Below are 21237 nucleotides of genomic sequence, written 5' to 3' on the forward strand. Positions count from 1 at the left end.
ACGGGTGGAGCGGTCCGGTCAGGCGGCGGGCTTCAGGAACCCGGCCGCCGTCAGCACCTTCTGGCCCTCCGGGGACTGCACCAGGGCGATGAACGCCTTGGCCGCCTCCGCGTTGGGCGCGTCCTTGAGCAGGGCGATCGGGTAGTCGTTGATGGCGTCGGCGGACTCGGGGAACTCCACGCCCTCCACCTTGTCACCCGCGGCCTTCACGTCGGTCTTGTACACGACCGCCGCGTCGGCCTCCTTCAGCTCCACCTTGGTCAGGGCGCTCTTGACGTCCTGCTCGTAGGAGACCGGGGTGAGCTTGAGGTGGCTCGCGTCCAGTGCCTTCTGCGCGGCGGCGCCGCACGGCACCGTCTTGTCGCAGAGCACGACCTTCAGGCCGGACTTGGTGAGGTCCTTCAGGGAGGCGACCTTGTCCGGGTTGCCGGGCAGGGTGGCGATCTCCAGCTGGTTGCGCACGAAGGTGGCGGGGGCGGTCGCCGCGTCCTTCTTGTCGGTCACGACCGCCATGGTCTTCGGGCTGGCCGCCGCGAAGACGTCCGCGGGGGCGCCGCCCGTGATGCTCGCGGCGAGGGTGTCGCTGCCGCCGAAGTTGAAGGTGACCTTCGTGCCCGGGTGGGCCTGCTCGAACTCCTTGCCGAGGGAGGTGAAGCTCTCCTTCAGCGAGGCGGCGGCGAAGACGGTCACCGTGCCGGTGGGCTTCGGCGAGGAGGAGGCCGAGGACGTGGGCGTCGACGAGGAGTCCGACGTGTCGTCGGACGAGGAGCAGGCGCTCAGGGCCAGCAGCGCGGCGGCACTGACGCCGGCCACCTGAAGGCTCCGGGTGGTGCGGCGGGTCCGGCGCGCGGATCGGGTCATCACGGATCTACTCCCTCGGAAAACGAAAGACGGAAAACTCTGCGGCTCGCTGTCGCTGAAGCCTCCGTCGTGCTCTTCAGTCCTGAGCTCTCTTCAGCATGCCCAGATCATAGTGACGCAGATGCAAGTGGGAAGTCTCCTGTTGCATCGCATGAGCTGTGGGTTAGTGCTTGGGATGTACGCATGTGCGTTTGTACGGGGTCCCTCGCCGGGTACCGTTCTGCGGGAGGTGCTGCCCCGTGAGCCAGCCCCTGACACAGCCGACTCCGCCCGCGCCGTCGCTCGCCGAACTCGCGCTGAGCGGCGATCTCGCCCGGCCGGTGCGGCTGACGGTGCCCGACCTGCTCGCCTGGCCCCAGCACCGCGTCAGGGTCGGCTTCGACTGCGCGACCAGCGGGGTGCAGCACCACGGTTTCGCGGGACCCCTGCTGCACGACGTGCTGAGGGACGCCGGACCGCGCTTCGATCCGGCCCGGCGCAAGGACCGGCTGCGCTTCCTGATCGCGGTGGCGGGCGCGGACGGTCACCACGCCCTGCTCACCTGGGCCGAGATCGACCCGGACTTCGCGGACGCCCCCGTCCTGCTCGCGGTGGGCATCGACGGCACGCCGCTCGACCGGGCGGGCCCGCAGTTGGTCCTGCCGCAGGACCGGTGCGGGGCCCGGCACATCAGCGGCATCAACGCCATCCGGGTGGACGGCTGTTACCCGGCCTGGCCCCCGGCCGCGGCGGGCTGACCGCCCCGCGCGGCCCGGTGCAGGGCCAGCCGGACCCGGTCCCGGGTGTCTGCCGCCCGCGCCGGCCGGCGCGGCCGTGACCGTGACAGGGGTGTCCGGTGTCTGCGACGCTGGCCCGCCGACGGGAGGGGGCGCATGCTGCTGCGTCAGCTGGAGTATCTGGTCGCGCTCGCCAGGGAACGGCACTTCGCGCGCGCGGCGGCGGCCTGCTTCGTGTCGCAGCCCTCGCTGTCCGCCGCCGTCCGCCGTCTCGAACACGAACTGGCCGTGCCGATCGTGCGACGCGGCCGGCGCTACGAGGGCCTCACCCCGGAGGGCGAGGTGGTGCTCGCCTGGGCGCACCGGATCCTCGCCGAACGCGACGCCCTGCACCAGGAGTTGTCGGCGCTGCGCGGCGGACTGACCGGCACGCTGCGCCTGGGCATCGTGCCCACCGCGCTGCCCGCCGCGTCCCTGCTCACCAATCCGTTCTGTGAGCGGCACACGGCGGCCCGGGTCAGCCTGGAGTCACTGTCGTCGGCGGACATCCAGCACGGGCTCGCCGAGTTCGAACTCGACGCGGCGATGACGTACCTCGACGACGAGGACCTGCGGCACGTACGGCGCTTCCCGCTGTACGAGGAGCGGTACGTCCTCCTCACCCCGGTGGACGGACCCCTCGCCGGTGCGACGACGGCCCGCTGGGCGCGGGCCGCGGTCCTGCCGCTGTGTCTGCTGAGCCCGCGTATGCGCAACCGGCGGATCATCGACGAGTGCTTCGCCGCCGACGGCGCCCGGGCGAACCCGTCGATCGAGTCGGACAGCGTCGCCGGGCTGTACGCCCACCTCCCGGGGGGCCGTTGGTCGAGTGTCATCTCGCATGCCTGGCTGCACATGTTCGGGGTGCCGGAGGGGATGCGGGTGGTGCCGCTGGAGGGTCCCGCGCACGGCCCCAGGGTCGGCCTCGTGGTCGCCCGGCACGAGCCTCAGTCGGTGCTGGCCCAGGCCCTGTTGGCGGTGGCGAGGGAGGCGGGCGTGCGGGACGCGCTCGACGCGCTGCTGAACGAGCACCTGGGCCGGGCCCACTCATAGCCGCCGGCTATCGGCACATAGCGAGGTTCGCTTTGACCAGCGCCTTCGGCCCCGAGGATGGTGGAAAACACCTTCCGAACAACGGAGTTGAGGAGAGCCGCGTCATGGCCAAGGTGCTCTGCGTGCTGTACGACGACCCGACCGACGGATACCCCACGACGTACGCCCGGGACGACCTGCCCGTCATCGACCACTACCCCGGCGGCCAGACCACGCCCACCCCCAAGGGCACCGACTTCGCCCCGGGGACGCTTCTCGGCAGCGTGACCGGCGAACTCGGCCTGCGGCGCTTCCTGGAGGAGCGCGGTCACACCCTCGTCGTCACCTCCGACAAGGACGGCGCCGACTCGGTCTTCGACCGTGAACTCGCGGACGCGGACGTCGTGATCTCACAGCCGTTCTGGCCCGCCTACCTCACCCCCGAGCGCATCGCCGCGGCCAAGAACCTGAAGCTCGCGGTCACCGCCGGCATCGGCTCCGACCACGTCGACCTCGACGCGGCCATCGAGCACGGCGTGACCGTCGCCGAGGTGACGTACTGCAACAGCATCAGCGTCGCCGAGCACGTGGTGATGATGACGCTCTCCCTGGTCCGCAACTACCTTCCCTCGCACCAGGTGGTGCTCGACGGCGGCTGGAACATCGCGGACTGCGTGGCCCGTTCGTACGACCTGGAGGGCATGCACGTCGGGACCGTCGCCGCCGGGCGCATCGGGCTCGCGGTGCTGCGACGGCTCGCGCCCTTCGACGTGAAGCTGCACTACACCGACCGGCACCGGCTGCCGGAGGAGGTCGAGCGGGAACTCGGGCTCACCTTCCACGCGTCCGCCGCGGACATGGCGCCGCACTGCGACGTCATCACCGTCAACGCCCCGCTGCACCCGGAGACCGAGGGACTGTTCGGCGACGAACTGCTCGGCGCGATGAAGCGCGGGGCCTACCTGATCAACACGGCGCGCGCCCGGATCGTGGACCGGGACGCGGTCGACCGGGCCCTGCGCGGCGGGCAGTTGGCGGGTTACGCGGGTGACGTCTGGTATCCGCAGCCGGCCCCCGCCGACCACCCGTGGCGGACCATGCCGCACCACGGGATGACCCCGCACATCTCGGGTTCCTCGCTCTCCGCGCAGACCCGCTACGCGGCGGGCACCCGGGAGATCCTGGAGTCCTGGCTGGACGGCACGCCGATCCGCGACGAGTACCTGATCGTCGACGGGGGCGCGCTCGCGGGCACGGGAGCCCACTCGTACTCGACGAGCACACCTGCGACCGCGATCACGCCCACGACCTGAGCCGGACCTCCCGAGCCCGGGCCCGGCCGACCCGGATGCGGCTCAGGCCCGGTCGATGTGCACGTTGGTCGACTTGACCCGGGCCGTGGCCTCCATGCCGACCTCCAGGCCCAGTTCCTCGACGGCCTCGCGGGTCAGCAGGGAGACCAGCCGGTGCGGTCCCGCCTGGATCTCCACCTGGGCCGCGACGTCCCCGAGCTTGACGGCGGTGACGATGCCGGGGAAGGCGTTGCGCACGGAGGTGTAGGAGGGGACGCCGTCCTCGCCGCCGGTTCCGGCCAACTCCACGGAGAACGCGGCGAGGTCGCGGCCGTCGATGAGCCGCCGGCCGCCCTCGTCGCGATGCGTGGTCACCCGCCCGGCATCCGCCCAGCGCCGGGCGGTGTCGGGACTCACCCCGAGAAGCCGGGCGGCCTGGCCGATGGTGTAGGACTGCATACGCGCGACCATAGGCAGGTGGTCCATGCCCCTGCAAGCCGGGCCCCGGCAGGTCCGACGGCCCGTTCGAACAGGTCGGAGCGGGGTCAGAGAGCCGAGGCCCGCTCCGCGTGCCGCACCCTGATGTGCCGCGCCCAGAACGGGCCGAAGGCCTTGCGCAGGACCGGTTCGGCCGCGGCCGGGTCGTCGACGCCGAAGAACACGAAACCCCGGTGGTCCGGACCCACCTCGCGCAGCTCGAACCGCCCGTCCCAGCGGTCCATGTCGTCGCCGACCCGCTCGACCAGGGCGTCGAGCCTGGCCCCGCTGACGTCCGTGGCGTGCAGGCGCACCCGTACGCCCTGCTCCGCGTTGGCGCAGACGTCCGCGTCGAACGCCCGTGAGGGGATGCGGTAGACGTCGGCGGTCCGCCGTCCCTCGTCGACGGACAGGCCGGTGAAGACGTTTCGGAATCGGGTGTCGCCGCGCTTCTGTACGTAGTCCAGCACGCGGAACAGCGAGGGCCCCGGCCCGGGCAGGCTGCCCGCCGGGCGGGTGCCGACACACTCCGTCGTCCGCCCGGCCGTGTGCGTCCGCCCGGCATCCGACACCCCGGCCGCCGTCGCACCCTGGACCGCCGCTCCCGGGATCGCCACGAGTGCCGCGACACTCGCCGCCGCGACGCCGGCGGTTCCCCTGATCCTGCTTCGCCCGCTCATCCGGTGCTCCCCGTCCACCCGCGACCGGTCGCGGCGATTGCGCGCGACCGGTACGGGGACGCACGGGAGGTCCGTCCGGTTCACTTCAACGGGGCCCCGGGGCACCGGGGCCGCCCAGTCGGCGCGGGAAGAGCGCCTCGTGGTCGACGGGGCCGCCCGATACGGTCAGCGGCCGGCCCGGGCCGGCTGGGCCGGCGTCGCTCCGAAGACAGGCTTTCCGCGGCGGATGACGTGGTGATCATGGCTTGATAGCCTCCACCTCCCGCTGGTTGAACGTTCATACGTTCGGGCGGTTCCGCAGAGCGCAGCGAAGAGGTGCGAATGAACCCTGGCAGACGAACCGGTGTCGTGGCGGCGATCGTGGGGGCCGTGGCGCTCTCCGTGCTGACCGTCCCGGAGGCACAGGCGGCGACCACCGGCATCACCGTGTCGAACGTGGTCGTCAACAAGGGCCTGCCGATCGTGGTCGGCACCTCGGACGAGAAGGAACCTCCGGTCACCTTCACCGTCAGCCTGCCGTCCGGCTACTCGACGGACGACCCGTTCGACTGGGAGGCCGAACCCTTCCTGTACCACGGCACCAGCGCCGCGGCGGGTGCCGACGGCGGGGGCCTCTACATGGGCAGTTACACCTGCTACCAGGAGAGCGCGCGCAAGGAGACGTGCGAGGGCGAGCTGTACATCGGTCCGCGCTACGACCTCGACTCCAACGGCGACGCCACGACCTGGAAGATCGGTCTGGCGCTGCGCCTGTTCAAGTCCAGCGGTTCGCTGAAGGCCGAGGAGTACAAGACGGCCCCGGGCGGCGTCTCCGTCAGGCGCTGGGCGAAGGCCACCGTGAACGCCTCCCCGGAGCCGGTCGCCAAGGGCAGGACGATCACGGTCACGGGCAGCCTGACCCGGGCCGACTGGGTGAAGCACACGTACGCGGGCTACGCCGGACAGTCGGCGAAGCTCCAGTTCCGTCCGAAGGGCGGCTCCGCGTACTCCACCGTGAAGACGGTGAAGTCGGGATCCACCGGAGCGCTGAGGACCACCGTCACGGCGAACGCCGACGGCTACTGGCGCTGGAGCTTCGGCGGCACCTCCACCACGGGCACGGCCACGTCCACCAGCGACTTCGTCGACGTGACCTGACGTTCCCCCTGTCGGGCCGGTCCTGGATGTCCGGGGCCGGCCCGTTCCCGTTCCTCCGCGCGTTCCCCGGCCCGGACGGTCACCAGCCCGTCATCAGCAGGTGGTTGAGGAGCAGGGCCAGGGTCGCCTGGGCGATCAGCCAGGCGCGGGGGCGGGGGAGGAACGCGGCCGCCGGGAGCATCCACAGGACGAACGGCAGCCAGATGCGTTCGGTCTCCGCCTTGCTCATCCCGGAGAGGTCGGCGGCGAGCAGCGCGATCAGCGCGGCGACGACGAGAACGGCGAGCCGGGGAGCGGCTGAGCCGGTGCCGGTGCCGGTGACGGTGACGGTGGCGTCGGTGGAGCCGGGCCGGCGGGCGGGGGCGGGCAGCGGCGTGAGGGGCGCCGGGGTGCGGGGGGCCGTCGCGGCCAGGCGTACCGTCGTCACTCCCGCCCGGCGCAGGCCCGCGACCGTCGCCGGGCCCGCGATCAGCACCGTGCAGGCGAGGTTCGCCCAGACCCAGTAGCCGTACGGCCTTACGCCGCCCGCGCCTTCGTAGTAGCGGGTGACCAACAGACGATACGCCTCCCACCAGTTGAAGCCGAGCAGTGTGAACACCAGTGGTACGACGGTGAGTCCGGCCAGCACGAAGGGGAGCGGCCGGAGCCGAGGCCGCGAGCCGAGCAGCACCGCCGCGCCCGCGATCACGGCGAACAGGGTCAGCCCGTACGAGAGATACGCGGTGAGGCCGAAGAGGAGCCCGGAGGCGAGGCCGGCCGTCCTGGGCCGGTGGCCGGTGACCGCGAGGGAGAGCAGGGCGACGGCCCAGGCGGCGACCGCGGCGAAGTAGCCGTCCGCGGAGGTGCCCATCCAGACGGCCGCCGGGGCGAGGACGAGGAAGGGCGCGGCCCGCCGGGCGAGTGCCTCGCCCGCCAGTACGCGGACGGAGACCAGTACCGCCGTCGCCGCCGTCGCGCCGACGGTCACGCACCAGACGCCCGCCCAGGCCCCGCCGCCCAGACCGATCCGGTCGAGGTACACGAAGGTGAGCGTGGCGGCCGGCGGGTGCCCGGCGATGTGCGCGGGCCAGTGGCCGGGGGAGTGGATCAGGATGTGATGGGTGAAGTCCCGCAGGGTGGCCGGGATGTCGTGGAAACGGTTCACCGGGGAGATGACCTGGAGGTACTCGTACCGTGCGGTGAGACGTCCGGCCACACCCCGCTGCCAGCCGTCGATCAGCGCGAGGGAGAACGTCCACGCCGTCCCGGTGCCCCACGTGGCGGGCAGCAGCCACCGCCAGGGCAGCCGGGCCGCGAGGGACGGTCCGTACGTGACGACGGCGGCGGCCAGGGCGATCGCGGCCGCGGTGCCGGGTCCGACGTGGGGTCCCCAGCGCCCGTACAGCGGGGCCGCGCTGACGAACAGGGTGCCGTCGCTGTGCTCGATGGCGTACCCGACGACTGCCGCCGTCGCGACGAGCAGCGCCGCGGCGACGGCGACCGCCAGGTCGCGGCGGACCTCCCGCGGCCGGTCGCCGAGGAGCGCGCCGGAGAGTTCGCGGGAGCGGGCCCGCGCGCGGACCCGGGAACCGGCCACGGCCAGGACCTGTGACACGCCCCGGGACCTGGCCGGGGCCGGGGAGGGGACCGGGGAGGGGACCGGGGACGGGGCGCGGGACGCGCCTCCGGGGCGGTCGTCGAGCAGATCGCGTGGGAGGTCGCCGGGGATGTCGCGGGGAAGATCGCGGTTCACGCTCGCACACTAGGCCGGACAGCCCTCGACAGAGCCGTGACAGGGGTGGACGTCAGAGTTTCGTCATGGTTTGAGAACCCGTTCGGGGGGTCCCCGCGGCCTACGGTCGGGGCATGTCACGGTCCCCCTCCTCACCCGCGTTCTGGCGCAGCCCGCTGCGCGGTCCCTGGTTCACCTCCTTGCTCGGCGTGGTGCTGCTCGTCGGCATCACGGTGATGTTCGTGACCGGGCTGCTGTCCTACGCCGCGTACAACCCGAACCTCGCGGCGGTGAACGACAAGACCCCCGACAAGGGGATCCTCGGGTTCTACCTGTTCTCCTGGCCGACCCACCCGGTCTGGCTGTACCGCCTCACGCAGGGCGTGCACGTCACGCTCGGCATCACGCTGATCCCCGTGCTGCTGGCGAAGCTGTGGTCGGTGGTCCCGAAGCTGTTCGCGCTGCCGCCGGCCCGCTCGCTCGCGCACGCCCTGGAACGGCTCTCGCTGCTTTTGCTCGTCGGGGGTGCCCTCTTCGAGTTCACCACCGGCGTGCTCAACATCCAGCTCGACTACATCTTCCCGGGCTCCTTCTACACGCTGCACTTCTACGGCGCCTGGGTGTTCATCGCCGCCTTCGTGACCCACGCGGTCCTGCGCGTGCCGATCGCCCTGCGCAACCTGAGCGAGATGCGCCGACCGGGCGGGTGGCCCGACCGCTCGGGCGAACCCTCCGACGGGGCGGGCGCGGGACCGTCCGAGGCGGCGGGCGCGGCGCCGGGCGCGCCCGGCACGACGGCCGACGGCCCGGGTCCGGCCTCCGACCGGCCGGGCTCGGCCTCCGACGGCTCGGACTCGGCACCGGACGGGCCGGGTTCGGCGTCCGGGCGGCCGAGCACCTCGCCCGGCGGACCGGACCCGGAACCCGGTGTGCCGGGCGCCGCGCCCGATCACTCCGGCCCTGCGGCCGACCGGTCGGCCCCTCTGCCCGACGACGCGGGCCGTGACCGGGACGGCGCGGGCAGGGCGTCCGGCGGCGCGGGTGTCGCGGGCGGACCGGGGGCGCCCCCGGGGCCCGCGAGTGCTCCGGAGGGGCAGCGGGGTGGCCGGGACCGGGTGCCGAGGCCGTCCGTCCCGGCGCCGGAAGCGGGTGAACCAGCGCGGTCCGAGGACGAGTTGATCTCCCCCGACCCGCTGCCGCCCACGGTCTCGCGCCGCGGGGCCATCGCGTTCGTCGGCGGCGGGTCCCTGCTTCTGGCCGCCACCACGGTGGGTCACAGCTTCGACGCGCCGGTGCGCGAGACGGCACTGCTCGCCCCGCACGGTGGCCCCGAACCGGGCTCCGGACCGGGCGCCTTCCAGATCAACAAGACCGCCGCGTCGCGGGGCATCGACCCGAAGGAGACCGGCGCGGAGGCATGGAGCCTGGTCGTCGCCGGCAACGGACGGACGGTCCGGCTGAGCCGCGCCCAGCTCCAGGAACTCCCCCTGCACGGCTCGGCGTTGCCCATCGCCTGCGTGGAGGGCTGGTCGACGTCCGACCAGGCGTGGCGGGGCGTACGGCTGCGGGACCTCGCGGTGCTCGTCGGCTACGAGGCCGACGCGGCCCCGGACGTCGTCGTGGAGTCGCTGCAGCGGGCCGGGGCGTTCCGGGTGGCGGCCCTGCGCTACAACCAGGTCCGCGATCCGCTCTCCCTGCTCGCCCTGTCCGTCAACGGGGCGGATCTGACCCCCGACCACGGCTACCCGGCGCGGATCATCGTCCCGGCCGCGCCGGGTGTGCTGAACACCAAGTGGGTCTCCCGGATGACGTTCGGGGCCCTGTGATGACGCGACGGAGGCCCGACGTGGGAGAAGAGAGCGGGGCGCGCCGCCGGCCCCCGATGCGGCGGCGCCTCGACGCGCTGCGACAGCGTGCGGCGACGCAGCGGCGGCGGATCGAGGCGCGGCTGCCGGAGAGGCGCCCGGTCTCCGCCCGGGCCCTGATCGGCAGCCCCTTCCAACTCTGCATGCTGGCTTGCACGTTCGCGCTCGCCGCTTACGCGGCGGTGCGGCTCCTCCAGGGCGACTGGTTCCAGGTGGCGCTCTGGTTCGTCGGCGCCGCCGTCCTGCACGACCTGGTCTTCGTGCCGTTGTACGCGGGCGCGGACCGGGCCGTGTCGGAGACGCTGAAGGCGACGGGCCACCGGAACCTGACGATGTACGTCCGTGTTCCGGCGGCCTTCTCGGGGCTCCTGCTGCTGATCTGGTACCCGCTCATCAGCGGCCAGGTGGCCGACCACTACCGGTCGGCCACCGCCCTGCCCGGCGACAGTTTCCTGGCCCACTGGCTGCTGATCACGGCGGCGCTGTTCGCGGGGTCCGCGCTGCTGCTCGTCCTGCGGTCCCTGCGGCCGTCGCGTCCGGGGCCGCTGCGCAGGGCCACGAAGGAGCGGCCGCCGGCCTCCCACTGAGCGTCCGTGCGCCAGCCGGCCCGGACCGCGTGGCGCAGCAGGGCAGGGGTGCCGACCCGTGCCCAGGGGAAGGCGGCCCGGTCGGCGGACGGGCCGCCCTCCCGCGCGTCGGCGCCCTCGCCGGCCGTGTCGTCCACGGCGTCGCCGGGGTGCGCGGCGCTCACGATCCGGACGTCGACGCGTTCGTCGACGTCCGCGCCCGCCACCGTCTCGGCGATCAGCAGCCCGCCGGGGGCGAGCAGTTGGGCCGTGCGGCGCAGGAGAGCGGCCGGGTCGCCGCCGATGCCGATGTTGCCGTCGACGAGCAGGGCGGTGCCCCAGCGCCCCTCGCCGGGGAGCGGCTCGAAGACCGACCGGCGCAGGGCCTGGCCGCCGAGGCGCACGGTGCGGGCGACGGCGGCCTCGCTGACGTCGATACCGAGCGCGGGCCGTCCGAGGGCGGCGAGTTCCGCGACGAGCCGGCCCGGCCCGCATCCCACGTCGAGCACGGTGCCCTCGCAGTGGGCCAGCACCTGGAGGTCCACCGCGTCGGCGCGGGCGCACCAGCGCTCCACCTCCAGCGGGAGAAGCCAGCCGTCGGTGCGGCGCAGGAACAGCGGTCCCCGTTCGGCACCGAGCGCGTCCGCATAGGGGTCGGCAGCCCAGGACCGTCCACCGCACCGGGCACCTTCACCGCCGGTGGCTTCTCCCCCGACCCGGGCCCCGGCCCGGGGACGGGCTTCGGACCCGGCACGGACTCCTGCGCCGGACCTGGCCTCCATCCCGGCGGGGTGTCCTGATTCCGGCCGGGCCTTCCTCCCGGACGGGAGCACCGCCGCCGCCCGGGAGTCCGGCCCGGACCCGGCTTTCGTCCGGGGCACGGCCTGTGCGCCTGTCCCGGACTCGGACCCGGACCAGGCCTCGGCTCCCGGCTCCGCCTCCGGCGTGGTGCTCTCCGGGGTCGGTCGGGGCCTTCGGGGGCCCGTCACGCCGGGCGGGGTCGTCCCGCGGGCCGCGCTCATCGGGCGGTACCCCGTCCGGCGGTCGCCCGCGCCGCATCCTGGCCCGCGGCCTGCGCCGGGACCGGACCCGGGAGCGGAGCAGGCACCGGGGTCGGCGGGGAGGACGGCACCGGGCCTCGCAGGCGCGTCAGTTCCGCGGCGAAGGCCCCGCCCGGTGCCGCCGCTGCCGCCGCCGTCGCGTCCGGAGCCGTGTCGACGTCCCGCAGCCGGGGCAGATCCCGGACCCGCAGTCCGGCCTCGACGAGCCGTGCCCGCTGCACGGCACCCGTGGTGTGCGTCGACATCGGTACGCCCCGCAGCAGGGCCGGATCGGGTTCGGCCAGGCCGAGCGCCCAGAAGCCCCCGTCCTCCGCCGGCCCGAAGTAGGCGTCGCAGTCCGCGAAGTCCACGGTGAGGAGTTCGGGCGTCACCTGCGGGGTGTCCATGCCGACGAGCAGCGCGGGCCCGTCGCAGCCCGCGAAGGCCGCCGCCAGCCGTTCGTCCAGCGTGCCCGCGCACTGACGTACGACGTCGAAGCCGTCCGGCAGCCAGGCGCCGGGCGCTCCGTCCAGGACCAGCACCCGGCGCCGGGCGGGCGTCGCCGCGACCGCGTGCAGGGTGTCGACGAGGGCCGCCTCGGCGAGTGCCGCCGCCTCCTCGGGGGTGAACGGAGGCGTGAGCCGGGTCTTCACCCGGCCGGGCCGCGGTTCCTTGGCGATGACGAGCAGGGTGACGCCCTCAGGACCCTGGGGGTGCCGGGGGCGCTCGGGACACGCAGGGTCCACGGGATCAGCGGGGCTTGCGGGGCTCACTGGACGGATCCTCCTCGGGGCGATGCGGGCGCCGGCGCGGACACGCGGGCCGGCGCCGGTGGGGGAGCGGTGGCCGAGGCGTGCGCCGGAGTCCGGCCCGCAGCCTCGGCTCCGAGCACGGCCTGGGAGGGCACGCCGACGGTGGACCGGACGGCCTCGGCACCGGAGGTGGACACCGGCGGTTCGGCCAGCACATGGCTCATGTCCCGGACCGCCTGCCAGGTGCCGCGCCAGGTCCCGGTGACCTTGGAGACACCGGTGCGCGGCAGGTACGGCACGTCGTGCTCGGTGACGCGCCAGCCGGCGTCGGCGGCGCGGACGACCATCTGCAGGGGGTAGCCGCTGCGCCGGTCGGTGAGCCCCAGCCCGAGCAGCGCCTCACGACGGGCGGCACGCAACGGCCCGAGGTCGTGCAGCCGCAGGCCGGTCCGCCGCCGGAGCATCCGGGCCAGCGCGATGTTGCCCGCGCGGGCGTGCGGCGGCCAGGCACCGCGTTCCTGCGGGCGACGTCTGCCGAGCACGAGGTCGGCGTCGCCCGCCAGGACCTCGGCGACGAACGGCTGGAGCAGGGCCGGGTCGAGGGAGCCGTCGCAGTCGCAGAAGCAGACGATGTCCGCCGTGGCCGCGGTCAGGCCGGCGTGGCAGGCGGCGCCGAACCCGCGGCGCTCCTCCCGCACGACGGTCGCGCCGAGTTCACGGGCCAGTTCGGCCGAGCCGTCCGTGGAGCCGTTGTCCACGACCAGCGCCCGCCAGCCGGGCGGAATGCGGGACAGGACCCAGGGCAGGGCGCCGGCCTCGTCGAGGCAGGGCAGGACCACGTCGACGTCCGGGTTCGGTACGGGAAAGGTCGTCACGGCCTCACCCTACGAACACGAAAGGGATATACCGGACTTCGGGACCTTACGAAACTCGGACGTCGACGGTGGGAAGCCGCGCCGTGCCCGGCCGGGTGGGACGCTGAAGGCATGCATCGACCGCACGAATCCCCAGGTACCGGCGCCGACGAGGGCCCGCGTCCCGGCGTGGGCGCCGACGCCCGTACGGGCTCGGGTTCCGCTGCGAGGAAGGAGCCCGCTCCCGGCGTGGCGGCCAGCAGGGTCCTCGTCGTGGACGACGATCCGACCGTCGCCGAGGTGGTCTCCGGGTACCTCGACCGCGCCGGCCACCTCGTGGACCGGGCCGCCGACGGTCCCGCCGCGCTCGCCCGGGCCGCCGCGCACCGCCCCGACCTGGTGGTCCTCGACCTGATGCTGCCGGGCATGGACGGCCTGGAGGTGTGCCGACGGCTGCGTGCGCAGGGCCCGGTACCGGTGATCATGCTCACCGCGCGCGGCGACGAGGACGACCGGATCCTCGGCCTGGAGGTAGGCGCCGACGACTACGTCACCAAGCCGTTCAGCCCCCGGGAACTCGTCCTGCGCGTCGAGTCGGTGCTGCGCAGGGCCCGCCCCGCCCCGGCCGCGCGTCCCCTGGACGCCGCCGGGCTCACCGTCGACCCGTCGTCCCGTCGCGCCGCCAAGAACGGTGTCGAACTCGCCCTGACCCTGCGGGAGTTCGACCTCCTCGCCTTCTTCCTCCGGCATCCCGGACGGGCGTACGCGCGGGAGGACCTGATGCGGGAGGTGTGGGGGTGGGACTTCGGTGACCTGTCGACGGTCACCGTCCATGTGCGCCGGCTGCGTGGCAAGGTCGAGGACGACCCGGCGCGCCCCCGCCTGATCCAGACGGTGTGGGGGGTCGGCTACCGCTTCGCCGACCCCGAGGGCGACGCGCCCGCAAGCGCCGACCAGATGGACCCGGCCGACCGGACCGTGCCGTCCCACCCGGACGAGTCCCCCGCCACCCGCCAGGAAGAGGCCCGCCCGTGAACGCGATAGTGGCGATGGCCCTGTACGCCTTTCTGGGCGCCGCCGTGGCGGGCCTGGGCGGGGCGGGTGTCCTGTGGCTGATCCGGCGCCGCTCGCTGACCGCCTCGCTCGCGGTCGTGGCCGCGGTGGCCGTCTGCGCGATGCTCGCGGGCACGCTGGTGGTCGCGTGGGCGATGTTCCTCTCCTCGCACGACCTGTACGTGGTCACCACGGTCGTCGCCATGGCCGCCGTGGTCTCCCTCGCCACCGCGCTGCTGCTCGGCCGGTGGGTGGTGGCCCGCAGCAGGGCGCTGACGCTGGCCACCCGTTCCTTCGGTGACGGCGGCGACTTCGCGGCCCCGACCGGCCCGGCGACGGCGGAACTGTCGGCACTCAGCCGGGAGCTGGCCGCCACCAGCCGCAAACTGGCGGAGTCCCGTGACCGCGAGCGTGCGCTGGAGACCTCGCGGCGCGAGCTCGTCGCCTGGATCTCGCACGACCTGCGCACCCCGCTGGCCGGACTGCGCGCCATGTCCGAGGCCCTGGAGGACGGGGTCGCGGCTGACCCGCACCGCTATCTCCGCCAGATCCGCACGGAGGTCGAGCGCCTCAACGACATGGTCGGCGACCTCTTCGAACTGTCCCGCATCCACGCGGGCGCCCTCGCCCTGTCCCCCTCCCGCGTCTCCGTCTACGACCTCGTCGGCGACGCCCTCGCGGGGGCGGACCCGCTGGCCCGCGAGCACGGCGTGCGCCTGGTCGGCGACCGCATCGAGCAGGTGCCGGTCGAGGTGGACGGCAAGGAGATGAGCCGGGTCCTCGGCAACCTGCTGGTCAACGCGATCCGCCGGACACCTGCCGACGGCACCGTCGCGGTCACCGCCGAACGGTCCGACGTGGGCGTCGTCCTGTCCGTCACCGACGGCTGCGGCGGCATCCCGGAGGAGGACCTGCCGCGCGTCTTCGACACCGGCTGGCGCGGCACCCACGCCCGGACCCCGCCGGCCGGAGCCGGCCTCGGCCTCGCCATCGTCCGCGGCATCGTCGAGGCCCACAGTGGCCGGGCGGCCGTCCGGAACGTCCCCGGCGGCTGCCGCTTCGAAGTGACCCTGCCGATGGTGGCAGGAGTCTGACGACACCAGCCGCACGTCGGCTTCACACCTGCCGCCGGCCGGGGCGCCACCGCGCCCCGGCCCGGCTTCCGTCGCCTACTCCCCCCGCAGCCTCGCGCCCGCGAACTCCCGCATCCCCTCGGTGAATCCGATCTCCGCCTTCCAGCCGAGCTCGGCGCGCAGCCGGGCCGAGTCGGCGGTGATGTGGCGGACGTCGCCGAGACGGTACTCGCCGGTCACGACCGGCTCTGGGCCTCCGTACGCGGCGGCCAGCGCGTGCGCCATCTCGCCGACGGTACGGGGGTCACCGCTGCCGGTGTTGTAGACGGCGAGCGCGCCGGGCGCCGAACCCGCCTCCAAGGCGGCCACGTTGGCGGCGGCGACATCGCCCACGTGGACGAAGTCCCGCCGCTGCCCGCCGTCCTCGAAGACACGCGGCGCCTCACCGCGGGCGAGCGCGGAACGGAAGAAGGAGGCGACACCGGCGTACGGGGTGTCCCGGGGCATCCCGGGGCCGTAGACGTTGTGATAGCGCAGCGACACGGCGGAACCGTCCGTCGAACGGGCCCACGCGGCCGCGAGGTGCTCCTGCGCCAGTTTGGTCGTCGCGTACACGTTGCGCGGGTCGACGGGCGCGTCCTCCTCCACCAGCCCCGGCGTCAACTCCTCGCCGCAGCGCGGGCACCGCGGCTCGAACCGCCCGGCGTCCAGGTCGGCGACGGCCCGCGGCCCCGGGCGCACCACCCCGTGCCACTCGCACGCGTAGCGCCCCTCCCCGTACACGACCATCGATCCGGCGAGCACCAGCCGCCGTACCCCCGCGTCCGCCATGGCGGCCAGCAGCACGGCCGTTCCGAGGTCGTTGCGCGACACGTACTCGACCGCGTCGCCGAACCCCACGCCGAGGCCCACCATCGCGGCCTGGTGGCAGACGGCGTCGACGCCGGCGAGCGCGCCCGCGACCGCCTCGGCGTCCCGTACGTCCTGTCCGTCCCGCAGGTCGAACACGACGGGTTCGTGCCCGCGCGCCCGCAGCGCCTCGACGACATGACTTCCGATGAACCCGGCCCCGCCGGTTACCAGTACACGCATGCCCTGAACGCTAGGACCGGCACCCCGTCGCACGGTGGCACCGCGCCCGACATGTCACGGCTCCGTAAGACCTCGCGGGGCCGGCGGGCTCACATGCGCAGCAGTCGCTGGGTGATCTCGCGGTACTCCCGCAGTGCCTGGCGGAGTTCGTCGCCCTGGGTCTCGGGGTCCCGGTCCTGCCAGCCGTCGTGGAGGGCGGCGCGCCGTTCGGTGAGGGCGCTCATGAGGTGGGCGGCCGCTTCGTCGAACGCGGTCTCGGCCTCTCCGAGTGCCTCGCGCGGGTTGTGCGCGAAGGTGTTGAGCGCGCGGTTGAGCCGCTGGGTGAGTTCGCCCCGCTCGTCCGGCCCGAGCAGTGGCTCCGGGCCTGCCGAGCGACGCCCGGAGGACCCGGGCTGCCGGTCCGGGGGCTGCTGGGCGCGTGTCTGGTCGTACATCATCGTGGGCCACTTCCTGTACGTCGTACCGGCCGGGCGCGCGGGCGCGATCGGTCGGTACGGTCGAGGACCCGCCCGCGTGGGCTGCCGTCGCGGCGACGATCACCTCGGTGATCACTTCGCGGGCCGCTGTGCCGGTCACGTCGGTGACCACGGCTGCCACGGTCGTCGGAGAGGCGTGGGCCGGCTGTGCACCGGGCTGTCAGTCAACGCCGGGTGACTGCCCGTGTCAACGAGGTCTCCGTCCCTCGGACGGGTTCGGCCGGCGGCGGCGCCGGATCAGTCCGAGGTCGCGGCCGCGCGCCGGTACTCGGCGTTGATGCGCTGGGCCTCCTCCAGCTGGTCCTCGAGGATGACGATGCGGCACGCCGCATCGATCGGGGTCCCCTTGTCGACGAGTTCGCGCGCACGGGCGGCGATCCGCAGCTGGTAGCGGGAGTAGCGCCGGTGGCCGCCCTCCGAGCGGAGCGGGGTGATCAGGCGGGCCTCGCCGATCGCCCGCAGGAAGCCCGGCGTGGCGCCGAGCATCTCAGCCGCCCTGCCCATCGTGTACGCGGGGTAGTCGTCGTCGTCGAGACGACCACTGAGTGGAGTGTCCGCTGTCATTTCACCTCGTTGTGGCACGCGTCGAGGGGCCCCGATGCCGTACGGCACCAGGGCCCCGAAGGAAATTGAACACCATCTGCCGGCTCTACTGCGGAGCCGACCGTCTGTTTCCGCTCCCGGGCCCGGGCGTCGGGCGGGTGAGCGGGGATCGCGATTGCGTGACCGGGGACCACCTTCCAATCCTGGTCTTGCGGTACCCGCGTCCGAATCCCTCTCGGACGGGGCGATCCTGATGGCGTCTGCTTCCTCAGTCCTTCCTCTGGACGAATCTCAAGTCGGGCCTGCCCGGAACTCCGGCGGCCACGATGTCTACAAGAGAAACCCTAATCATGCGACCGCCCGATGTCTACCGTGACAACAATAGATTTTGGTTCGCTCGGGTCACAGGAATACTGGGATGCGCGGGCACCGGAGCGCCGGGCGGGGCTGCTGAATAGAATCGGCTCCCATGTCGAACCCTGACGAGCTCCTCGTTGACATCTCCGCCATGGTGGAGTCCGGGCACAGCACGCAGATGTCGTTGACGGTCGTCGTCGGCGGCGCCGTCATCACCGGCCGGCTGGCCCCCGAAGCGGTGTGGCGGGAGCGGGTGTCGGAGGTCCTCAGGGACTCGGACCGCCTGGGCCCGTTCTCCGACATCTTCGACACCGGCCGGGCGGCGGCCCGCTCCGAGAACGCCCCGGCACCGACCCACCTGCACTTCCACCTCGCCCGCATCCTCCAGGGCAGCGTCGGGATCCCCGAGACCGGCGGCATGTACCGCGTCGCGATCAGGGACGTGGGGGCCTGGACGGTGGGTGACTTCAGCTACTCCGACCACTGAGGCCCACCGGCGGCGGCCGTGAGGGCGTACGGACGCAGCGGTCCCGGCTTATGGGCCGGAACGTCATGAGGGCCCCGCCGACGGGTGTCGGCGGGGCCCTCATGACTGCGGCCTGCTCTGGCGGTCCGGACCCGACGGGTCCGTCCCGGTGGTGTGGGGCGCCCTCAGGGCTCGAGCGGGGCGGGGCTCCCGAGCAGCGCGGACGCGTTCTGCAGCGGGCTGAGCGCGCGCGGTACGGGGGCCACCTCCGGCGTACGGCAGGTGAAGCCGAGGCGGGCCATCGCGCGGGTGACCTCACCGCTGGTGAAGTCGCGGCGGTCCTGGCGGGTGATGACCTCACCCACCTGCTTGACGGGGTAGTGGCAGCGGCCGATGATCACGGATTCCCCCGTGATGGGTTCGGGCTTGACGCCCTTCATCGAGTCCAGCACACCGCTCTTGGTGAGATCGAACGGGAAGCGGGCGATGACGCAGCGCATGGTGCCTCACAGGTGACGGGAGGAAGCGGGAACGGGGAGAAGCAAGCGGGGAGTGCGGCCGGGCGTGTCGCCCAGCGTACGGGGGACGCGCGGGCGGCCGTGCGGGACGCTCAGCAGGACAGGGCGAGCGCGCCCTGGGAACGGCGGTGGGTGAGGACGTCCCCGACGCGGACGCGGTCCGTGTAGGCGGAGCCGCCGCGGACGACGGCGAGCTGCGCCGCGGTGACCGAGCCCGTGCACTGGTCGTCCTCGTCGCAGACGAGCAGGTACGTGACACCGGCGCCCGCCATGACGGACAGCGCCACCTCGACGGTCATGTCGGCCCCCACCCGCGGCCCGGAGAGGTCCTCCAGGTCGACGAGAACTCCGGGGACAGCTCCGGCGGAACGCGTCCGCGGCTGCTGGCCCTGCTGCCTCGACGGAAGCTGAATGATCGTCAAAGGTGCCTCCTGCGGCGTGGTTGCGGAGAGGACGTACGGGGCGGAGCGGAGCGGGCCGTGCGCCGCACCGGAGTCCGGCCCGCGCCGCTCACCCGAAAAGGGGAGCGGCGGGACCGGACGTCCGACGTGCGACGCGGGGCGTGGCCGGGTCCGGCCTAGCGCTCGGCCGTGGGGCGCGCGGCGGCCTCGGCGGTACGCCGCCCGCCCGCCTCGGACGTGCGGTGCGCGCCCGTACCGGTGGGGCGGCCACCGCCCTGACCGGAGCGGCCACGGCGTCCGCGGGAGGAACCGGAGGCCCCGCGCCGCGGGCGGTCCGACACGGGCGCGCGGATGACGACCGGCACGCCCGAAGGCGCCTGGGCGCCCGTGATGCGAGTCAACTCGGCCTCTCCGGACCGCACTTGACTGGTCTGCGGGGTGATCCCGGCGGCTGCCATCAGGCGGCTCATGTCGCGGCGCTGGTTCGGCGTCACCAGCGTCACGACGCTGCCCGACTCACCGGCGCGGGCCGTACGGCCACCACGGTGCAGGTAGTCCTTGGGGTCGCTCGGCGGATCGACGTTCACCACCAGGTCGAGCTGGTCGACGTGGATACCGCGCGCCGCGACGTTGGTCGCCACCAGGACCGTCACGTGCCCGGTCTTGAACTGGGCCAGGGTCCGCGTGCGCTGCGGCTGCGACTTGCCGCCGTGCAGGGCCGCGGCCCGCACGCCGCTGTTCAGCAGGTGCTCGGTCAGCCGGTCCACCGCGTGCTTGGTGTCCAGGAACATGAGCACCCGGCCGTCCCGCGCCGCGATCTCGGTGGTCGTACGGTTCTTGTCCGCGCCCTGCACGTGCAGGACGTGGTGCTCCATCGTGGTGACGGCGCCCGCGGACGGGTCGACGGAGTGGACGACCGGGTCGCTCAGGTAGCGGCGGACCAGCAGGTCGACGTTGCGGTCGAGGGTGGCGGAGAAGAGCATCCGCTGCCCCTCCGGGCGCACCTGGTCGAGCAGCTCCGTCACCTGCGGCATGAAGCCCATGTCGGCCATCTGGTCGGCCTCGTCGAGGACGGTGATGGCGACGTCGCCGAGGGCGCAGTCGCCGCGCTCGATGAGGTCCTTGAGGCGGCCCGGCGTGGCGACGACGACCTCCGCGCCGCTGCGCAGCGCGCCGGCCTGGCGGCCGATCGACATGCCGCCGACGACGGTGGCGAGCCGCAGCCGCAGGGAGCGGGCGTACGGGGTGAGCGCGTCGGTGACCTGCTGGGCCAGCTCGCGGGTCGGCACGAGGATCAGGGCCAGCGGCTGACGCGGCTCGGCGCGCCGGCCGGCGGTCCGGGTCAGCAGCGCGAGGCCGAAGGCCAGCGTCTTGCCGGAGCCGGTGCGGCCGCGGCCGAGTACGTCACGTCCCGCGAGGGAGTTCGGCAGGGTCGCGGCCTGGATCGGGAAGGGGACGCTGACGCCCTCGTGCCCGAGCGCGGTCAGCAGCGGCGCCGGCAGGGCGAGGTCGGCGAACGCCTCCACGGCCGGCAGGGCGGGCGTCACCGTCACCGGGAGGGCGAACTCGCCCTGCAGGGAGTTCTGCTGGCGTCCGTAGCCCTTCGACCTGCTGGGGCCGCCGGAACGGCCCGAGGACGCGGACCCGAAGCGGCTGCCACCGCTCCTCTTGGGGCCGGCGCCCTCGGATCGGGTACGGGCGAAACGATCGTTCGTGCGCGTGCGGTTCATGCGGAACCTTCCTTGAACGGGCGCGTATCAAGGAATTCCCGCAGCGAATGTGCAGCGCAGAGAATCGCGAGAACGAGCCGAATGAAATACGACACCGAAAGGGATCGGACCGATATCGGTCCGGGGCGGTGAAGAATTCGAGCGGGACGTGGGGCCGGGAATCCGGCACTGTCCCGAAAGCGATGAGTCCGAAACGGCGGCGTTGCCGGGCGGCGGAACCAGGGGGCGATGCAACCGTGGACGAAACCGGCGGCGGTGCCGAGAAGCGAAGAGGGGGAGCCGGGGCGGAGCCACCGGCGGAACCAGGACTTTCGCGGGCGGTCCCGAGGGGATTCATACCCGCGTTCGGGTCGGCCACTCTCGTACGGCGGTCCGGGTGAGGGGTTCTCGGGGCGGGGCGGTGGGCGACGCCTGTCGCGTCGGCCGGTGCCCGTCTCCGTACCCGGGAAAGCGGCGAGCTGGGGCCCGCACCCCAAGGTGCGGGCCCCAGCTGCGCTGTGCGTGTG

General features: G+C 73.6%; 21 protein-coding genes. 8 read left to right on the forward strand and 13 right to left on the reverse strand.

Features of this window, described 5'->3' with window-relative positions:
• Window positions 1-18: 18 nt before the first annotated feature.
• The gene (gene modA, locus ACIRQH_RS08425; RefSeq protein WP_404224784.1) at window positions 19-861 is read right to left on the reverse strand and encodes a molybdate ABC transporter substrate-binding protein; all 843 of its coding nucleotides are present in this window, start codon (window positions 859-861) and stop codon (window positions 19-21) included.
• 239 nt (window positions 862-1100) lie between these two features.
• Here modA and ACIRQH_RS08430 point away from each other — a divergent pair, with 239 nt between their 5' ends.
• From ACIRQH_RS08430 to ACIRQH_RS08440, 3 genes are all read left to right on the forward strand, one after another.
• Window positions 1101-1598, forward strand: a complete 498-nt coding sequence (locus ACIRQH_RS08430; protein ID WP_358816942.1) for a molybdopterin-dependent oxidoreductase — start codon at window positions 1101-1103, stop codon at window positions 1596-1598.
• Between the two features lie 135 nt (window positions 1599-1733).
• Window positions 1734-2669, forward strand: coding sequence for a LysR substrate-binding domain-containing protein (locus ACIRQH_RS08435; protein WP_388930131.1), 936 nt, complete (start codon window positions 1734-1736; stop codon window positions 2667-2669).
• 104 nt (window positions 2670-2773) lie between these two features.
• Window positions 2774-3961, forward strand: a complete 1188-nt coding sequence (locus ACIRQH_RS08440) for an NAD-dependent formate dehydrogenase (protein WP_404224787.1) — start codon at window positions 2774-2776, stop codon at window positions 3959-3961.
• A gap of 42 nt (window positions 3962-4003) precedes the next feature.
• Here ACIRQH_RS08440 and ACIRQH_RS08445 read toward each other — a convergent pair whose 3' ends face one another.
• Both ACIRQH_RS08445 and ACIRQH_RS08450 read right to left on the reverse strand, forming a co-directional pair.
• Window positions 4004-4399 (reverse strand): helix-turn-helix transcriptional regulator, encoded by a 396-nt coding sequence (locus ACIRQH_RS08445; protein WP_358816945.1) that lies wholly within the window; start codon window positions 4397-4399, stop codon window positions 4004-4006.
• A gap of 86 nt (window positions 4400-4485) precedes the next feature.
• Complete coding sequence (locus ACIRQH_RS08450) at window positions 4486-5097, reverse strand: hypothetical protein (RefSeq protein WP_404224789.1); 612 nt, start codon at window positions 5095-5097, stop codon at window positions 4486-4488.
• Between the two features lie 321 nt (window positions 5098-5418).
• On the opposite strand from ACIRQH_RS08450, the gene ACIRQH_RS08455 reads away from it, so the two are divergent.
• Window positions 5419-6234, forward strand: coding sequence for a hypothetical protein (locus tag ACIRQH_RS08455; protein ID WP_358816947.1), 816 nt, complete (start codon window positions 5419-5421; stop codon window positions 6232-6234).
• A 79-nt stretch (window positions 6235-6313) separates the two neighbouring features.
• Here the strand turns inward: ACIRQH_RS08455 and ACIRQH_RS08460 are convergent, their stop codons facing one another.
• A complete protein-coding gene (locus ACIRQH_RS08460; protein WP_404225013.1) occupies window positions 6314-7720 on the reverse strand; it encodes a hypothetical protein in 1407 nt (468 codons plus the stop codon).
• Window positions 7721-8079: 359 nt separating this feature from the next.
• Here ACIRQH_RS08460 and ACIRQH_RS08465 point away from each other — a divergent pair, with 359 nt between their 5' ends.
• The gene (locus tag ACIRQH_RS08465; protein WP_404224791.1) at window positions 8080-9771 is read left to right on the forward strand and encodes a molybdopterin-dependent oxidoreductase; all 1692 of its coding nucleotides are present in this window, start codon (window positions 8080-8082) and stop codon (window positions 9769-9771) included.
• 454 nt (window positions 9772-10225) lie between these two features.
• On the opposite strand, the gene ACIRQH_RS08470 is transcribed toward ACIRQH_RS08465, so the two are convergent.
• The 3 genes from ACIRQH_RS08470 to ACIRQH_RS08480 all read right to left on the reverse strand — a co-directional run bounded on the left by ACIRQH_RS08470 (window position 10226) and on the right by ACIRQH_RS08480 (window position 13043).
• The gene (locus ACIRQH_RS08470) at window positions 10226-11158 is read right to left on the reverse strand and encodes a class I SAM-dependent methyltransferase (protein WP_404224793.1); all 933 of its coding nucleotides are present in this window, start codon (window positions 11156-11158) and stop codon (window positions 10226-10228) included.
• 236 nt (window positions 11159-11394) lie between these two features.
• Window positions 11395-12162, reverse strand: coding sequence for a DUF2064 domain-containing protein (locus ACIRQH_RS08475; protein ID WP_404225015.1), 768 nt, complete (start codon window positions 12160-12162; stop codon window positions 11395-11397).
• Window positions 12163-12185: 23 nt separating this feature from the next.
• Entirely contained in the window at window positions 12186-13043 is an 858-nt protein-coding gene (locus tag ACIRQH_RS08480; RefSeq protein WP_358816950.1) for a glycosyltransferase family 2 protein, read from the reverse strand.
• Between the two features lie 111 nt (window positions 13044-13154).
• On the opposite strand from ACIRQH_RS08480, the gene ACIRQH_RS08485 reads away from it, so the two are divergent.
• Window positions 13155-14057 (forward strand): response regulator transcription factor, encoded by a 903-nt coding sequence (locus ACIRQH_RS08485; RefSeq protein WP_358816951.1) that lies wholly within the window; start codon window positions 13155-13157, stop codon window positions 14055-14057.
• Between the two features lie 14 nt (window positions 14058-14071).
• Window positions 14072-15169: a sensor histidine kinase gene (locus tag ACIRQH_RS08490; protein WP_404225017.1), complete on the forward strand. Its 1098-nt coding sequence runs from the start codon at window positions 14072-14074 to the stop codon at window positions 15167-15169.
• A gap of 75 nt (window positions 15170-15244) precedes the next feature.
• Here ACIRQH_RS08490 and ACIRQH_RS08495 read toward each other — a convergent pair whose 3' ends face one another.
• From ACIRQH_RS08495 to ACIRQH_RS08505, 3 genes are all read right to left on the reverse strand, one after another.
• The gene (locus ACIRQH_RS08495) at window positions 15245-16240 is read right to left on the reverse strand and encodes an NAD-dependent epimerase/dehydratase family protein (protein ID WP_388875918.1); all 996 of its coding nucleotides are present in this window, start codon (window positions 16238-16240) and stop codon (window positions 15245-15247) included.
• Between the two features lie 89 nt (window positions 16241-16329).
• Window positions 16330-16674 carry a hypothetical protein gene (locus ACIRQH_RS08500; protein ID WP_358816971.1) on the reverse strand — a complete coding sequence of 115 codons (345 nt, stop codon included), beginning with the start codon at window positions 16672-16674 and terminating at the stop codon, window positions 16330-16332.
• 279 nt (window positions 16675-16953) lie between these two features.
• A complete protein-coding gene (locus ACIRQH_RS08505) occupies window positions 16954-17280 on the reverse strand; it encodes a MerR family transcriptional regulator (RefSeq protein ID WP_358816954.1) in 327 nt (108 codons plus the stop codon).
• 448 nt (window positions 17281-17728) lie between these two features.
• Here ACIRQH_RS08505 and ACIRQH_RS08510 point away from each other — a divergent pair, with 448 nt between their 5' ends.
• A complete protein-coding gene (locus ACIRQH_RS08510) occupies window positions 17729-18103 on the forward strand; it encodes a hypothetical protein (RefSeq protein ID WP_358816955.1) in 375 nt (124 codons plus the stop codon).
• Between the two features lie 164 nt (window positions 18104-18267).
• On the opposite strand, the gene ACIRQH_RS08515 is transcribed toward ACIRQH_RS08510, so the two are convergent.
• The 3 genes from ACIRQH_RS08515 to ACIRQH_RS08525 form a co-directional block, all read right to left on the reverse strand.
• The gene (locus tag ACIRQH_RS08515; RefSeq protein ID WP_081218450.1) at window positions 18268-18582 is read right to left on the reverse strand and encodes an SCO5918 family protein; all 315 of its coding nucleotides are present in this window, start codon (window positions 18580-18582) and stop codon (window positions 18268-18270) included.
• 110 nt (window positions 18583-18692) lie between these two features.
• The gene (locus ACIRQH_RS08520; protein WP_388930137.1) at window positions 18693-19022 is read right to left on the reverse strand and encodes a CBS domain-containing protein; all 330 of its coding nucleotides are present in this window, start codon (window positions 19020-19022) and stop codon (window positions 18693-18695) included.
• Between the two features lie 155 nt (window positions 19023-19177).
• Window positions 19178-20731, reverse strand: coding sequence for a DEAD/DEAH box helicase (locus ACIRQH_RS08525; RefSeq protein WP_388875908.1), 1554 nt, complete (start codon window positions 20729-20731; stop codon window positions 19178-19180).
• Window positions 20732-21237: the final 506 nt, after the last annotated feature.

Source organism: Streptomyces sp. NPDC102279 (assembly GCF_044766365.1).
Taxonomy (GTDB): domain Bacteria; phylum Actinomycetota; class Actinomycetes; order Streptomycetales; family Streptomycetaceae; genus Streptomyces.